Raw genomic sequence first — 16,466 nt, forward strand, 5'->3', positions numbered from 1 at the left:
CCCTAAAGTACAAAATTCATCAATGATGCACTACTTCCTGTTCAGGGCGGGCTTTTTAAAAGATTTAATGAACAGTATCAATCCCGCGATAAAAGCTCCCCCCAGAATAATAATAGATGTTGCATAGGTACTGAAGGTAAATAATGAGAAGAATTTATTGATCGTAAAACTGATGATATTAATATTGAATATAATAAATACGGAAATCAATACCATAACGATCCCTAAAGCAATATTTTTATATTGGAGGCTGAATATTTTTTGTAAAGCATTTTTTACAGTTTTCTTCAATTTTTCAGACAGTAAAGCTGTAGGAATGAAAAGAGAATACAGTCCTATAGAGTAGACAAACGATATATTAAGCATAAACAATACATTGAGATGAAAAAACAAAGCAAGAAGAAGCATTATCCTAAAGAATTTCGGTCTTATAAATGCGATAATAAATAAGGTTTCAAAAATGACAGTGAAATAATCTAAAAATTCCCAAAATATTTTTGAGGTTATTTTAACAAAATAATCAGATAAAAGTGCGTTCCATCCAATACCATAACGATACTGATACAGGAAAATCTGCGTGTACTGAAGGTCCGGGTTCAGCCATCCACCTTTTATTTTTGCAAATCCTGCGGTAAACATTCCGAATGAAAAAATCATGCTGACTAAAAAAACAGGCCATGATTTAGACAATATATCATTTTCTGTCTTCGGTTCCTTAAAAAAACTGTAAGAACAGTTCCATGGAGAAAATGACATGATGAGGATAGGAAGCGTATAAATAAAATCATGATTGATCTTTCCGAAAGAATAGGCATAATTACTCGTGATGATATAAGTAAGCATATAAAGCACAGCAAAAAGCCGGGGCCTAAGACCTATGAGGATAAACAGAAGACATCCATACATAAGGTATTTGGTAAAGAAAAAGAAAGCAACAGGAGGAATGGTATCTGCAAATGACAACATACTGATAGGGGGATGCATGGCACTGTTAGGAATATTATTGATCCAGCTCGCATCCGAAACCCCCATCCAGAGAAGGAATAATGAGAAAAATATCCTGTAAAATGCCAAAAATTCATAACTCGGGTGATAACTGCTAAAAGGCAGCTCTTTTATTTTTTTGATCATGGCTCAATTAAAATTTAAAATTCAACACTGTATCTTGTACAATCCGATTGGTAATTTTCCCCGTGGTTACATCAAAATCTTTGTTTTCGTTAATCACCAAAACCCGGGAAACCTCTTTATTCGGAAAACGCTCTCTAAGTTTTCCTACCACAAATTTTTTGCTTTCATCCATGTTGACTTTTTTAATATTCCTGTTGAGAATGGATTTTTTAAACAAATACATTTCTCTCTGATATACCGGCAGAGATTTAATACGTGAGTCTAAAACTGGATACTCTTTAGGAAATAATAAGTTCTGTATCAGCGTAATCTGAATGGTTCTGGGAATCTTCTCACCTAAATAATCGTTCTGAGCCAAAATATCCGAAGATCCGTCTTTAAAAAAGACTTGTGAGGTTGTTTTGGTAAATTTGATATACTTCCCTTCTTTAAGAGGAAGAGAAGAAAATCCCGGGAAAATAAAAGAAGGGTAAGTTTCCTCAAGGTTCATTTTAATGATCAATTGCGAAGGCAACAGAAAAATGAAAAACAGGAATACATACAGCACTTTTTTTTTGTAATTTTTCATAAGTGTTGACAGTAAAAATGAATATAATATGGATAGTTTCAGGCACTGGCCTCAACTTTAAAAGTAATAATACTAATGAATATCAGACCATTCAGATAACCTTCATGATAAGAGAGTCAAATTTTAAATTCATAGGTTTTGTATTTTTAGGGATTAAGCATAAGGGGGGATTTTATTCAATCATTAAATAATAATTTTCCCGTTACACGACAAAGGTAAAATTTTAATTTAAAAGTGACAGATCCAGGATAAAAATATCTTCCTCAAAACCGTGGCGCCGTTTAAATGTAGCAGAATCAGATACCCCCTGAACTCACTACCATTTAAATAATTTATTCTTATGAGTAAGGCCATTTGTATCTTCAAATTTATTTTTGGCTTAAAATTCTACTTCGAAATAAGCAAATTTAAACTTAATATTTTCTATTAGCGAGATTGCTTATTATTCTCCTTCTTTAGATTATATAAAACTACCTAGCAGAGAGTTTTTTTTATCATCAGATAAATATTATAGTACTCTATTTCATGAGATCATCCACTGGACAGGTCATAATGATAGATTATCAAGAGATATGAAAGGCCATAAAGACAAAGAAAGTTATTCATTCGAAGAATTGATAGCTGAACTTGGCAGTATGTTATTATGCCTTCAATTTGGAATTTTAAGCGAATTTTTAAACTCAGTCAGATATTTAAAAGGTTGGACTAATCACAATATTGAAAATAGAGAACATCTTATTCGTAATGCATTTACACAATCAAAGAAAGCAAAAAAATATTTAGAAAACATTTAAAATAAACAGAATATATATTCTGTTTATTTTAAAAACAATTATTATTATGGAGAGACTATCAAGCGATTTAGCCAATGATCATTATAGACATTGTTACGGAAGTGAAAATTTTTACAAATATTTTAAAAATATTGCGATAACGGAAGGTATAAAAGAAGTTGCAGAGAAAGAGCAATGCTTTTGGTTCCTAGATGTAATTATAAGTTATCAAATTTATCCAATATTTAAAAGTACAAGTTTTCAAAATTGGAAACTAACTAGAGTTGATAATTGTGAATTTGAAGTAACAGGAAATGACGGAAATGGAAATATTTTAGTAGTACAAAAAATTCCTTTCTCTGATTTCTTTTTTGATAAATTAATAGTTTTATTTAAGGGAATCGGTAATAATAATCAATATTTAGTGCATCTGCACCAAAGTACAGGCGATAAACACCTGCATATTATAGCGAACCGGATAGATTTTCACGGTAAAAATCAGGTAAAGAGCCACAATATAGGAGAAAGAGCATCCGGACACGCTGAAGTGTTATCCAAAGAGCGGAACTCGAAGACCGCACAGGAGATCACCGGAGAGAAGAAAGCAGAATTTTAGTTAATTGCGTATAAATCGGCTTCGCCTACTCATGTTTTTTTCAAAAATTATAAATTTTATCAAAATACATTTGGTTGAAATTCATGTTTTTATACAGCTAAAGATGCATTGTAAAGACTAAAAATTGGTTAAATCATAAAATTTAATAACTTCTTTTTTATCTATATCTTCCTTCCATGGATTTAAGTTACCAGTATAAGGATCATAGCTACATTTAAGAGGTTTAGAAAAATCTAAATTATCTTTATCTATGTGATTTCTTTCTGTATAGACTCTACAATCTGTACAGATATACCTAAACTCACAATCTTTGCATACATCAATAGAATCTTTAGAGATATCCCAATATTTTTTAAAACCAGGAGCTTGAATAATTTCGTCTAAGTTTTTATCATTTATTTTACCAAACGATTTTGACATAGAGGGACAGTTCTTAATATTTCCGTTGGAATCAACGGAAAGCTTACAATTTAAGCATGAATTGTAAGACATCGATTCAAAAATTAAATTTCTTGTTAAAGAGTTTATGTTATTATCGACAACTCCACAATCTTTTTCATTTAATACTTTTTTTTCATGAATGTGAATTTTTTCATTTTCAAGTTTTAGAAATTTATTAAGACTAAATATATTAACAGTATTTATAATAGGATTTTTTGCTAAAGTAAGTATTATTTTTTTTTGTAAACTTGATAAAGATTGATTGTTGACTGAAATATTAATTTGAATATTTTTTAGTCGATTAAGCCTATTCTCCCCACTTAAAAAAGAAACAAATTGATTTGTATATTCTAAGTATTTTAATTCAAACACTCTGATTTCTAACGAATGAACTCCAAGTTTTCCTATTTCAAAAGAAAATTTATCTTTTTGTATTTCATAGTTTCCAACATCTATAACCATATTGGTTATTTGGGAAGGTGTTTCCCAATTTGTACTTAGTTTGGGAAAAGAAGATTCGTCTTTTGACGAAACCTCAAAAATCAATTCATTTTTAGTTAAAAACTGAATATAATCATCAATGATTGTAATGTCATCAGGATGTTCTTCATAAAGTTTATTAACATCAATAAAATCTTCAGAAATTATTTCATATAAATCATTAGGAATGAAATAGTAATTATCTCTACTTGAGTCAAGTAGAAGTGATCTAAGATAGCCTTTTACCGGAGTTAGGGAAGGAAATAACTTATAATATTTTTTCAAAATTTTGTAATGTTTTTATAAAACCCATAATTAACAGTAATCCCTGAATTATTAAATAAACTGCCTTTTACGTGTCTATGCCCATCATTTGGACTTAATTCAGAGTTTTTAATAAATAATTTTTTTGGATCTTTGAGAATAAACGGCACTAAATTTTTCTTTGTTAATTTCTTAAATGAATCCATTATTTAATTTTTCTAATTCGTTTATGAGAAAATCAGCCACTTTTTTTTCTAAATTATAATTACAAGGATATGATACCATTCCAAATTGACCGATAGGATTAACTTCTAAAAAATAATGCTTATCATTTTGGTCTAAAATAAAATCAACTGATCCTGTTTTTAAAGATAAGTCGTTCATTAATTTTTTTAAGCTATCTTCAATATCCTTTGGTAGCTGGTATGGAATTCTTCTATTTGGTTTTCGAAAATCGTACTTTCTAAAATCAACAGAAGTCTTTTTGTTACTGGACGAAAATATTGCCATAGAATAACAATCATCTCCTAAGACAAAAGTTCTTATCTCTATTTTTTTGTCAATTTTCACTTGAAAAAGAGAAGGGATAAACTCCCCATAAATGCTTTCAACTTCTTGCGTATGAGACATATATGAGCCTTTGTTTTTATCATGGTCATAGTATGAAACTTCAGCTATAGGTTTTGTAATTAATGATTTTTGTTTTAATAGATTTTTTATAGGAGCGCTCTCGTTAGAAATATATGTTTCAGGTATTAAAAGACCATTTTTTCTGGCTTTTCTTAAAACATCAAGTTTGTCTATTGCCAAAATATTTTTATAATAATCAAACCATTGTATATGAGGGTAAAAATCAAATATAGATTTTAAAAAAATATTTACTTCTGAAGAAATAAATTTAGAAAGTGATTCTGAGTTTGCACTTACATTATCTTTTTTTAAATCAAAAAAATATGATTTGAATGTAAATCTCCTACTCCAACCAACTTTAATTGTTGATAAATCTATTAATTCTTCTCTCCTTTTGTCAAAAATATGTAAAATGTTGTTTTCTAAATCTGAAAAAACAGAATATAGTTTTGGATTATATAATTCTTCAATGTTTAATCTAATAAAATTGGCTTTTAAGTGATATAACCAATTGCAAACTTCATCAGTTGTATCTTCAAAATGATACTGAGAAATTATTAATATTTCGTAACTCATCTATGTCGGTTGAATAATAATTAAAAAAGGCTGTCCAATGGTCAGCCTCTATAACTTCTGTAAGAAGAATTAATTAACAATCTTCACTAACACTGTCTGTTTTTACTACTCCACCTTTATTAGTCATGTTCAATGTCTCAGCATCAAGAGTAGAATCCGAGAGACCTAATTTACCTCCTTTAATAGTTACTAATGTGTTTTTTTGCAGTGATCTTGACTGTAATGATTCTAATTTTTTTTTCATAGCGAATATATTTTTTTATTAAGTCACTAATATAATAAAAAAAATAATATAAGCACGATTTAAATAAAAATTAAATCTAAATTTATTTTATTATTGTCTATGGTAGTGTAGTTTATACGATTTCACACTAGGAAAATATTCCGTTAATAATTTATTTTATGATTAATTTCAACAGGATTATTACAAGATTCAATTTTAGCCTGTCTAGATTTAGTCCATCCTTTAAAATCGGGTTCCATTACTTTTCCATTTTCATCACGAAAAACTACTTTTCTATTTGAAGCGGAGTTAGATTTCATTTCTGCGTAAGGATCAGAGTAATACTGTTTAGATAATTTTTCAAATTTAACCCAGTTTATATTTAAGCTTTTTTTACCTCTAACATCGTATAAATCAGAATTTACATTTTTTACTTGAATAAGTGAAAAATCATACTGTTTATTCGTATCATATAGTTTCACAATTAATCCTGGAAGTCCATGAAATACATATGGACCGTCTAAAACAGGAATTTGAGAAGTAAAAAATGCCGTCCATTGTCTTCCTCCATAATTTGCCATAGCCTTTTGACAAGAATAATCACCTATTTTTACAACTTCAGGATCAATTTTCCATTCCATTGTTTCTTCTATGTTTATAGAATAAGTATCGGTATTGTTCTGTATAAGTTTTGTCACCTTTTTTTTGTATAAATCCTTAATTATATAGAATTGATTGTCAAACCCGACAGGGTAATTAGTTATTTTTTTTGTACTGTATAAAATAGAATCGCTGTCTTTATCTTCAGAGGATCGGAATATAGATTTTGATTTAGAAAAATCTAAGATCATATTTTGCATTTGTACTGAATCTTTTTCTTGACATGGTTTATATTTCATCTCATATACGAATGTATTAGTTTGAGAAAATAGTAAACCACTAAAAATGAAAATTAAGAGAAATAATGTTTTTTTCATATTGAATTCTAATTATGTAAAAGCTAATTTAAGAAAGATAAATTAAATATCCATCCAGAGAAATTTTTCAGCCGTCACTTCATCAGACTGCTCCTTAGTTCAAAATTCATTAGTCTTTATCCAGTCCTTTTTCTTTGGCTTCAATGAAATTTTTTTCTCTCAAACTCTGCACTAGAGATTTATTTGTTTCGGTCTGCTGAGCAAAATTAAATCTCAAAAATTCTAATTCTGTTTTAAGACTTTCAATATATTCTTTGAGAACCAGATATTCATTGATCCGCTTTTGGAACTCTATATACTCCTCAGTTGTGAACGCTTCAAAATAATCAAATTCTTCTTCATTTTCGTTGTCTGAAATTTGTCTAAAAAATTATATTTTTTAAATCTTCAGATATGGTAAATCCTTTAGAATAGGGGTTTTTTAGTTTGTCTGAAATTGTCTGAATTTGTCTTAAAATTGTCCTTTCTGAAACTTCAAAAAGTTCCGCAAGTTCTTTAATGGTATAAGTTTTCATACTTTATTTTTTTACAGGTAAAACCCCTTTTTTCTGATATATTCCGATTAGATATCCGACAGAATTTTCAATCTTCAGTTTTCTCTGCCTGATCTTTTCGTTCAGCTCTGTAATTAAGATATCAAAATCCTTTTCTTTTTCTTTTTCTTTTCCGGCAATCAGTTCCGCCTGTTCTTGGTTAAAACCATAGGTAACCAATTTAGAAGCAAATTTTTGAATGTTTATAGGTTTTTCAAAATCTATTTCGAGCTGTTTGAATTTTTGTGAGTTAATTTGTAAAGTGATCCAAAAAAACTCTCGACCACGCTTTTTTAACTCGTAATCAATTTCTATATCAGTATTTTCACAAATTTGTGTTCGTGCAGTATCTAAAACAAACTTTTTGAAATCGCTTATTCTTTCAAATTGTTCGTTCCCTTTTTTGTCAATCAATCCGAGCATATTTTTTAGTTCAGGAATTTCAAATCTTTTCGTACCAACACTCCGCCATTGACAGACAATTGCATACAGTCTTTTAGCATATTTTGAAGAACAGTTTAGAACAGATTTTAACTGCATAGCAGTAAAATTATTTTTCAGATCAAAAAAGTACGGTGTTGCTTCATCGTTTAATTTTATTGTAAAACTTCCTGTACCTTTCAAGTATTTGACACGAGAGAAAAGCCAAATTTGATCGTAACTTTCCGGAGTATCAATTTCAAACATTCGAGAACCAATACTTTCAGTAGCTTCTCTTAATTGTTTATAGTTCCATTTGCGCCCTGTAATTGCTTCAATGTCGTGCGTGTGAATAGTGTATTCCAACTTATCTTTTTCAAGGCAGGAAAGCACCATAAAAAGAATATCTAACATACACGCTGAGTAATCATATCGTCCGGAAGTGATAACATTATGCTGATAAATTAACTTATCATCCTTACTAATATCCATTAAGGATGAAATTATTTTACTTCCTAGTGAAGATTAAAATAACAGTAAATTATTTCCCTGAGTTTCCTAATAGAGTGCTCAGGGTAAATATTGAATTACTCTAATTTTGTTAATATTGATATTTCGCAGCATAACGATTAATTAAACGTTAAGTTTTTTGAATTAAATAAGGAAACTGCCCATAGTAAAATTGAGTTACTTAATTCACTTGCAAACCGAATTATTTATGAAGAGGATAATATGCAAAGTCAGAGAATGAGATTATGGTAGTCTCATTTTTTATATTAAATGTGATTAAAGTTAAATAAAAAATTTCTTTTAATATTTTATTTTTAACAAAAAAATAATAACTTATAATTGATTGGATATTAATTAATTCAAGTCGTTTACATAAAAAAGGTAACCTAAAATAGATTACCTGCGTTATAAAATTCAACTATTTATTCGATTTATTCAGCAAACAAATCCCAAGCTTTAGAAAAGCCTGCAATTGCAGCTCCGCCGCCTACGATGGCTCCTGCTACGGCTCCAATAACTGTTGCAGAAGCAGCTCCTCCAATAGCATCAGCAACACCGGTAAAAAGTTTTTCCAAAACTCTTTAGCGGAAAGATTTTCTTCACCGATTCTGCTATTCCAATATGATAAAGAATAACGGTGATTTTAAAATTATCTACAACATACCACCTAAACGTTAAAGCGTTTTAAAAAAGAATTGTTAAATTGGTTATCTAATAACAAAAACTATTTATCATGGGAAAATTTTTTTTTGGTACACATACCGATAAAGAAAAAGCAATGAGAATTGCAGATATTGCCGCTAATGCTTATTCAGAGGGTAAATGCTATACACCCGCTAGTCGTATGAAAAAGATACCTCCAACTTTTAATGAAATAACCAATCTTTGGACTTGTGCAGCAGAAGCACATCACCATTGGGGTAGTTGTGGCTCAACAGAAATTACTTGTGGACATCAAACAGGGAGAGGTATAGAATGGGATATTAGCATACCAATTGGAACAACTAATTCACTAAATTCGGTTGATGCTGATATATCAGAAGAAGATACAATGGCTGAACCCGAAGATTATTTTAATACTTAAAAAACGTTCTCATTATAAGGTAGTCCCTTATATGTTTTTTCCAATAGTAATATAATACCTGCAAGTTGTTCCAAAATACTTGCAGGTTTTTTATTTTAAGTCCATTTATACGGTAGTATTTTGAGATTTTAAAAGATACACACTTTGAAATCTTATTTTTTCAATTGACTTTCTCAAAATCTCATATCATTAAACAAAGTTTCATAAATTTATATGGTATGAGTTTAATGTAACAAATTATGAAAATAGGATATGCCCGGGTTTCAACCAAAGACCAAAATTTGGATTTGCAAATTGAAGCTTTAGAAAAAGCAGGTTGTGAGAAAATCTTTCAGGAAAAAATTTCTGGTGCGACAAAGAATCGCCCCGAACTTGATAAAATGATTGAACAGTTTAGAGAAGGTGACGAACTGTATGTCTGGAGATTGGACAGATTGGGTCGAAGTTTGAAAAATATTATTGATCTTGTATTAAGTTTGAGTGATAAAGGCATTATAATAAAAGGTCTTGTAGATGGTGTAGATACTTCAACGATTAATGGAAGACTTTTTTTAAATTTAATGGCTTCATTGGCTGAGTATGAAAGAGAACTGATTAGGGAAAGAACAAATGCTGGATTGCAATCTGCAAGAGCAAGGGGAAGAACCGGGGGACGACCAAAAGGATTTACTAAAGAAAAGATATCTAAACTGATAATCATGCGTTCATTATACAAAGATTATACTAAAACACCGGAAGAAATTTATAAAGCATTAGGATTGACAAGAGCAACCTTTTATCGCTACGCTAAAATACTTGACAATCATACAAACGAGGAAATAAAAGAAATGGAAATAAAAAAACGTTAAAAAAATAATGTATGAACATTAATAATGAAATAGAAAAAATATTGTTAGAAATTAATTCAACAGAAAATTATACCAAAAAATATGATGATGATTTTTATGATGATGAAGATGATGATGAAATTGGCGACGACCGTGCCCATATAAATCTTCAAAATTATAATATTACGATTGATAAACTAATTCAAGAACAATTGATAATCGGAAATAAATTTGATAGAAGATTATTTTTAACGGAAAAAGGACAAGATATTATTAATAAAGGAGGTTGGATTAATCATTTAAATTCCATTAAAGAAAATAAGGAAAAAGATATTGAGAAAAATAATTACGATTTTCTAACTAAAAAATGGATTTATAAAACTAGATTTTTGCCTTATATTTTTTCCTTTTTAGCACTTGTTATTTCAATTTATGCGGCTTTTTTTAAGGATAAAAAAGAAAATATTAATACTGGAAAAAAACTAAATAGTTTAGAAACATCAATAAAAAAAATTAATTAGCACTAAAATAAAATGATAATATGACAGAAAATTATATTCAATTTGCAGGCGGCTATCAAAAAGACAATATTGAAGAAGAGGATATAGAAAAAGCTATATCAGACATTCAATTAATGGATGACGAACATGGAGCATTCTGGGTTTCAGTTATAACTAATCATGAGAATGTTATTGAAGTAAATAAAGATTTATCACTTTTTGTAATTTTCGATGGACAACAAACCAACTATCAGGCTAAAGATTGGAACGAAGTCACAGAACTTTATAAGCTATTATTAACTGAAAAATTCGATGAAATAGCCGAGAGAGTAAATAGAAATAAGTAAATCTCACAAAAATGACACTCTTTATTTTTAATTTTGCCTATAAATAAAAACTAATACTTTATGGATATATTAACCATTGCTGATCTACTGGATGGATTTGTTCAAGCAGAAAGAGAAATTCTTAATAAGCATCATATAAAGCATCCAACAACGATTGGAAGTATGTATGAAGGACTTACTGAAACTATTTTAAACCGTTCTATATTTGAAGGACTAGGGTTAAAGGTGATAAAAAATAGTTTTATTAAAGGATGTCCAACTGAGTTCGATATATTGCTTGTTGAGGGAGAAGGACAAAAAATTCCTTACACAGAAAGATTTGAATATGATGCAGATAAAATAATTGCTGTCATTCAAGTAAAAAAGAAGCTGTTTTCAAAAGATATTGTCGAGGGTTTTACTAACTTACAGTTTATTGTAGATCATTATGACAATGTAAAGCCGGAGCCCTTCATGATGAGATTGCTAAATGATGGTTTTCGCGCAATATGTCAGAAAGATATTTCATGTATAAAATCAGGTGATTATACTATTTACGAGGAAGGAATTTATAATACTTTAGTTACTGAGGCTAAATTGCCAGTTCGTATCTTATGGGGATACAATGGTTTTTCAACTGAATATAATTTTCGAGAGGCTTTTGTCGAATATTTAGGCAATAATATAACTAAAGATTCAAATATAATTGGCGGTTTTGGACCTCATAATTTTCCTAATTTGATTGTCTGTGGAAATTATACAATGATGAAACAAAATGGAATGCCTACAGCCGCAGCAGTACAAGATGAAAACTGGTGGCCATTTTTTACATCATCAGCTTATAATCCAACTTATTTTTTTTTGGAACTAATATGGACTAGACTTAGTTACAAATATGAAGAATTATCTATGGAAATATTTGGAGAGGATCTTACAATTGAACCTGTAAAAAGATTTCTCGACTGTAAAATAGGTAAGTTTAATGGAACTAATGGATGGGAATATAATTATTGGGAAACAAAAAGGAAATCATTGAAAGAGTATTCTGAAGTTGCTGATTGGCAACCAATAGAACTTGATGAGAAACAACATATTATTTTGCAAGAATTATGCAAAAAAAGTATGGTAGATATTGATGATGATTTGGAATCGTATGTTATTGAGGGAGGATTGTACAGTTCATTGATGGAATTTGTAGATAAGCTTAAAGAATCAAAATTAGTTTTCGTTAGCAATAATAAGCTAAAATTATTAACAGATTATTGCCAATGTGCAATACTTCCTAATGGAAAAATTTTTGCTGCTGATAATAAAAGTGGTAGATTAACCAGATGGATAGAAAAAGAACTTGAAAAAATTAGAGAACCTATCTCTGAAGACCATTCTACTTTTGAAGAATTTTAGAAATAATCTCAAAAAACGATATATGAAATATAATTGTCAAATTTTAAACGAAACGAAAGCTGTTGTAGAAATTGTTCCTGAAACGGATATAGAGAAATCATTATTAAATCAAATCGATAAAGACAGTCCTGATCAGAATACACTTGGATATCATTATAGCAAAGCATTAGAAATTAAAAATAGATATGCTGTTTTGTTAGCCATAGATAGTTTTCAAAAGTTTCCTACCAAAGCGATCATATCTTACGATATTGCAAAAGGTATTTAATAAATCTCAAAAAACGATGTCTAATCAATATAGAATGGAGAGTATATAAATTTTGTCTCAAAAATAGTTGCAAGTTCAATAATTGGTGTAATCCTTATTTGAAACAAATATTATGGAACTGAAAAATAAAATATTAGAAATTATTAAAATAGCTGAAGCTAAACATTTAAATGATCCAACCATTTCAAATGAAATGGATCTATTAACACAATTAATGCTAATTGATGTTAATAATACTATTGAAGTATTGGAAAAATTAGATATTGAAAATATATTGTGGCTAAATTCAGATTTTGAGGAGTTATCCTATAAATTTCAAAGCAAAGAATTTATAGAATGTTTGGAAAAACTAAAAGATAAATATCCGAATAAAATGAGTTCAGAAATACAGAATGCTATCGAAGCATATTATGGAGATTAATAGAAATAAATATATTTATTGTAAAATGTAAAAAAACACTAATAAAATGGTTGTCCTGTATTTTATAAATTAATTTTCTTAGGATTTAAATGCTGACAAATAGATAACAAAACCATAAATACTAATTAATTTATGAAAAAAAATAAGTTCTATATTTTCGCAATAATCGTGGTAACTATAGTATTCTTAGCTTTTTTTTCTAACTATAACAAAGGAGTAGAAGTTGAAACCTGGGGAGTAAATAGATCAATAAACTGGGGATTGAACTTTGGCTTCTAAAAATAATTTAATCTCAAAAAACGTTCCACCACAAAAACTGTATCATTTAACTGATAAAAAAATTCACTATATAGATTCAAAAGGTGAAGATCTTATAATTGAGCTAATTCAATATTTAAAAGATAATATAAAGAAGGATTATGAAAATAAAATGGTTTCAACAGAAATTTATGCTGAATTTCTCAGAAACTTTAATTTGAAATCTGATATAGAAATTAATGAGTCAACAAATACCATAAAAAATTTTAGTGGTTTAAATGGAGATACCGAAACAATAGCAGAATTTGTAATAGATTCAACTTATCCAGAGATAAATAAGGTGATAGATGCCTCTGAGGGTGAATTCATTGACGAACTGATAATTGATAAATCTGCATTTAAAAATTTAGATTTAAGAATGGAAGGAATTAAAATAGCCGATCTAAGTGATATCGCTACTTTAACGATCTCTCCTATACCAATATTTGATAAAGACGTCGATGTTTCTTTTGAAAATGGATATGAGATTAATGATATAAGTGTTAAAGTGACAAGAGGCGGCAGCAGAACTAAAGTGCTCATTGAATTTCAAAAGAATGAATTTGAACTTATAATAACTATCAAAGAAAATAATTTTATTTTACACGTAGACTATAGAAATTCTACATTAATAAATAACGTCTCTAGACAACTTCAATTTTACAATGCTATGAATTTGTTAGCGACAGGAAATACAATAAATGCATTCTCTGAAGGTAAATTAGTATTTACTTCAATGGAAAAATTTGATAGGCGAATTTTAGATGGTTTTAAAGGTCTTTATGATTATAACTTGTTTTATCTAAAGTATTTTGAAAAGTTAAAAGAAATAGAAAAAGAATATAATATTAGATTCTCAAACATTGATATAAATGAAGTATCGGATAAAAATGATATAATTCTAAACAGAATAATATCCAAGATTAGAAAAGAGCCAATAGAAGAGTTTTTTAAGGGTATTTCATTTAATATACCCCTCACTGAAAGGAATAAGAAATTGTTTGCAGATATTGAAAATCCAGCTATAAAGTTTGCTGCAAATATGGAAAAATTTACTCTACATAATCAAGAATTTCAATTAGGAGAACATGATATACATATCGTAGAACCGAGAATATTAAATTATGAGAATGTTCTCAAAGGAATTGATGAAGAAATAAGAATAGAAAGTAAAAAAGAAAAGATATTAATTAAATTCAAAGATTAAAAATTATATATAAGTTGAATAATTAATCTCAACAAACGATTAGAAAAAACCCCGCAACAATGTTTATATGAAAGATATATTTATTCTAATTTTATCACTTATTATAATGTCTTCCTGTAAAGAAAAACATACAGAAGAACAAATTCTAGTCAATCAAAATAAAAAAGTCATTGATTCTTTAACGTATATAAGACATAATTTGCATCCAGAATATTTAAAATCTGGTAATTCTGAGTTAATAGCAGATGAAATAATAAAAAATTCCTTTTCGGTACTTGAAATAGATAGTAAAAATTTAGATGCAGTTAAAGATTTAGCTCATTTCAATTTTGAAATAAAAAATTATAAGGAAGCTGTACATTATTATACCATTTTAATAGATTTAAAAGATGATCTGAACAATAGATATGTTATCCCATATTACCTTCAAAGAGGAATCGCAAAATTTCATCTACAAGATTTTAATGGTGCAATAGAAGATCTTCAACACTATAAAGATGAAAACATTGACAAAAGAACTAATGGTTATACAGAGGCTTGCTATTATTTAGGGACTTGTTATAAAAATGTAAATGATCAATCTAATGCATGTGATAACTTCAGAACGTATGCTGAAAACGTGGCAACAGATGAAGCCTGGGATCTAATTGCAGAATATTGTAATTAGTCTCACAAAACGATATGATGGAAAAATTAAGATCTTATACTATACTGCTGTTTAGCTTTTTTGCCGTTTTTTGGATGGATGAGAACTATATTCACTCATTTCCTTTTTCAAAATTAATAGTTTCTCTTTTCATTGAAAATATAAACATAATTTTTTCAATATGGTTTATTATATTTCTAGCAGTTTGGATTTTTGAAAAGAAGAGAATTACAAAAGATAACTAATCTCGAAAACCGATAATAAGTAGTATCTAATTAATACGGTTTGCCGTAAATAAATTTAATTTTTAAAATTTAATTTTGTTAGTTAAAAGAATTGATGAAGATGAAACATCTAATGAAGTCATTTAAACTTTTAATATAAAAAACGGCTTGTTTATTTTTGTGTTGCGAAACATAAAAAACAAATCAAGCCGATGATGTACCAAGTACTAGACAAAGATATAATAGAAAATGAAATAGTACCTAATCTTCCTAAGCCAAAACGAGGATTTTTTCCCAAAGCCCCTCTTGCTGAAATAGTAAATTGCATATTATACAAACTGAAAACAGGGGTTCAATGGGCTTATTTACCTGTAAAAAGTCTTTTTGCAGAGAATGTTTTGACCTATCAAAGTGTTTTCTATCATTTTCGTAAATGGTGTGTAAAAAATATTTGGCAAGATTGCTGGATAAAGCTATTATCAAAAAATAAATCGAAATTAGATTTATCCAGTGCAGATTTAGACGGGAGTCATACATCAGCATTACGGGGAGGAGAAGAGGTCGCTTATCAAGGGCGTAAAAAGAGAAAGACCACTACTTCGCTTTATTTTACAGATAGACAGGGACTTCCTTTAGCAATGTCAGACCCTATTGCAGGAAATCATAATGATCTGTATCATATTGAAATCTATTTTGATCAGATCACTCAAACATTAGAAAAGGCAGATATTGCTGTAAAGGGATTATTTATGAATGCTGATGCAGGGTTTGATGCTCAAAACTTCAGAAAGCATTGTGAAAATAAAGATATCATAGCAAATATTGCTTTCAATAAGCGTAATGGCTCAGATACAGACGAGATTTATTTTGATGAGCTTTTATACCATCAAAGATATACTATAGAAAGAACAAATGCTTGGTTAGACAGCTTTAGATCATTGCTCAATAGGTTTGATACTACTGTATCTAGTTGGAAATCTTTTAATTATTTAGCATTTATGGTCATTGCACTAAGAAAGTTTTATAACACAAAAAAGTTTAAATGACTTCGAAATAAAAAAAATTCATCAAAACAATATCCGGCTGGGGTATTATTTTGATGAATTCTCAGGAAATTCCC

21 protein-coding genes are annotated in these 16,466 nt (G+C 28.8%); 12 read left to right on the top strand and 9 right to left on the bottom strand.

The annotated features are described in order from the left end of the window. Positions 1-30 precede the first annotated feature (30 nt). Together VUJ46_RS12095 and VUJ46_RS12100 are read right to left on the bottom strand one after the other, a co-directional pair. Positions 31-1,131, bottom strand: a complete 1,101-nt coding sequence (locus VUJ46_RS12095) for a hypothetical protein (protein ID WP_326981028.1) — start codon at positions 1,129-1,131, stop codon at positions 31-33. 7 nt (positions 1,132-1,138) lie between these two features. Next, positions 1,139-1,699 (bottom strand): hypothetical protein, encoded by a 561-nt coding sequence (locus VUJ46_RS12100; protein ID WP_326981029.1) that lies wholly within the window; start codon positions 1,697-1,699, stop codon positions 1,139-1,141. 434 nt (positions 1,700-2,133) lie between these two features. Between VUJ46_RS12100 and VUJ46_RS12105 the strand changes: the two genes are divergently transcribed. Beyond that, complete coding sequence (locus VUJ46_RS12105; RefSeq protein WP_326985095.1) at positions 2,134-2,493, top strand: zincin-like metallopeptidase domain-containing protein; 360 nt, start codon at positions 2,134-2,136, stop codon at positions 2,491-2,493. A gap of 46 nt (positions 2,494-2,539) precedes the next feature. Then, on the top strand, positions 2,540-3,088 hold the full coding sequence (locus VUJ46_RS12110) for a DUF6876 family protein (RefSeq protein WP_326981030.1): 549 nt from the start codon (positions 2,540-2,542) through the stop codon (positions 3,086-3,088). Between the two features lie 117 nt (positions 3,089-3,205). On the opposite strand, the gene gwsS is transcribed toward VUJ46_RS12110, so the two are convergent. The 7 genes from gwsS to VUJ46_RS12145 form a co-directional block, all read right to left on the bottom strand. Then, on the bottom strand, positions 3,206-4,294 hold the full coding sequence (gwsS, locus tag VUJ46_RS12115) for a grasp-with-spasm system SPASM domain peptide maturase (protein ID WP_326981031.1): 1,089 nt from the start codon (positions 4,292-4,294) through the stop codon (positions 3,206-3,208). 171 nt (positions 4,295-4,465) lie between these two features. Then, positions 4,466-5,479 (bottom strand): grasp-with-spasm system ATP-grasp peptide maturase, encoded by a 1,014-nt coding sequence (gene gwsG / locus VUJ46_RS12120; protein WP_326981032.1) that lies wholly within the window; start codon positions 5,477-5,479, stop codon positions 4,466-4,468. 73 nt (positions 5,480-5,552) lie between these two features. Next, positions 5,553-5,723, bottom strand: coding sequence for a hypothetical protein (locus tag VUJ46_RS12125; protein ID WP_326981033.1), 171 nt, complete (start codon positions 5,721-5,723; stop codon positions 5,553-5,555). Positions 5,724-5,866: 143 nt separating this feature from the next. Next, positions 5,867-6,679 (bottom strand): GLPGLI family protein, encoded by an 813-nt coding sequence (locus VUJ46_RS12130; RefSeq protein ID WP_326981034.1) that lies wholly within the window; start codon positions 6,677-6,679, stop codon positions 5,867-5,869. Between the two features lie 362 nt (positions 6,680-7,041). Then, positions 7,042-7,194, bottom strand: a complete 153-nt coding sequence (locus tag VUJ46_RS12135) for an HTH domain-containing protein (protein WP_326981035.1) — start codon at positions 7,192-7,194, stop codon at positions 7,042-7,044. 3 nt (positions 7,195-7,197) lie between these two features. Continuing rightward, entirely contained in the window at positions 7,198-8,124 is a 927-nt protein-coding gene (locus VUJ46_RS12140; RefSeq protein ID WP_326981036.1) for a replication initiation protein, read from the bottom strand. A 449-nt stretch (positions 8,125-8,573) separates the two neighbouring features. Next, positions 8,574-8,717 carry a hypothetical protein gene (locus VUJ46_RS12145; protein ID WP_326981037.1) on the bottom strand — a complete coding sequence of 48 codons (144 nt, stop codon included), beginning with the start codon at positions 8,715-8,717 and terminating at the stop codon, positions 8,574-8,576. A 158-nt stretch (positions 8,718-8,875) separates the two neighbouring features. Here VUJ46_RS12145 and VUJ46_RS12150 point away from each other — a divergent pair, with 158 nt between their 5' ends. From VUJ46_RS12150 to VUJ46_RS12195, 10 genes are all read left to right on the top strand, one after another. After that, positions 8,876-9,226, top strand: coding sequence for a hypothetical protein (locus tag VUJ46_RS12150; RefSeq protein ID WP_326981038.1), 351 nt, complete (start codon positions 8,876-8,878; stop codon positions 9,224-9,226). Between the two features lie 239 nt (positions 9,227-9,465). After that, entirely contained in the window at positions 9,466-10,074 is a 609-nt protein-coding gene (locus tag VUJ46_RS12155; RefSeq protein ID WP_326981039.1) for a recombinase family protein, read from the top strand. 11 nt (positions 10,075-10,085) lie between these two features. Then, positions 10,086-10,574 carry a hypothetical protein gene (locus VUJ46_RS12160; RefSeq protein WP_326981040.1) on the top strand — a complete coding sequence of 163 codons (489 nt, stop codon included), beginning with the start codon at positions 10,086-10,088 and terminating at the stop codon, positions 10,572-10,574. A gap of 20 nt (positions 10,575-10,594) precedes the next feature. Beyond that, positions 10,595-10,900, top strand: coding sequence for a hypothetical protein (locus tag VUJ46_RS12165; protein WP_326981041.1), 306 nt, complete (start codon positions 10,595-10,597; stop codon positions 10,898-10,900). 60 nt (positions 10,901-10,960) lie between these two features. After that, a complete protein-coding gene (locus VUJ46_RS12170) occupies positions 10,961-12,283 on the top strand; it encodes a DUF6602 domain-containing protein (RefSeq protein ID WP_326981042.1) in 1,323 nt (440 codons plus the stop codon). Positions 12,284-12,305: 22 nt separating this feature from the next. Then, entirely contained in the window at positions 12,306-12,551 is a 246-nt protein-coding gene (locus tag VUJ46_RS12175) for a hypothetical protein (protein WP_326981043.1), read from the top strand. A gap of 112 nt (positions 12,552-12,663) precedes the next feature. Beyond that, a complete protein-coding gene (locus VUJ46_RS12180) occupies positions 12,664-12,972 on the top strand; it encodes a hypothetical protein (protein WP_326981044.1) in 309 nt (102 codons plus the stop codon). A gap of 268 nt (positions 12,973-13,240) precedes the next feature. Further along, positions 13,241-14,476 (top strand): hypothetical protein, encoded by a 1,236-nt coding sequence (locus VUJ46_RS12185; RefSeq protein ID WP_326981045.1) that lies wholly within the window; start codon positions 13,241-13,243, stop codon positions 14,474-14,476. A gap of 67 nt (positions 14,477-14,543) precedes the next feature. Next, positions 14,544-15,143 (top strand): hypothetical protein, encoded by a 600-nt coding sequence (locus VUJ46_RS12190; protein ID WP_326981046.1) that lies wholly within the window; start codon positions 14,544-14,546, stop codon positions 15,141-15,143. A 418-nt stretch (positions 15,144-15,561) separates the two neighbouring features. After that, positions 15,562-16,392, top strand: coding sequence for an IS5 family transposase (locus tag VUJ46_RS12195; protein WP_326985081.1), 831 nt, complete (start codon positions 15,562-15,564; stop codon positions 16,390-16,392). The last annotated feature ends 74 nt before the right edge of the window (positions 16,393-16,466 follow it).

The organism is Chryseobacterium sp. MYb264, from assembly GCF_035974275.1.
Taxonomy (GTDB): domain Bacteria; phylum Bacteroidota; class Bacteroidia; order Flavobacteriales; family Weeksellaceae; genus Chryseobacterium.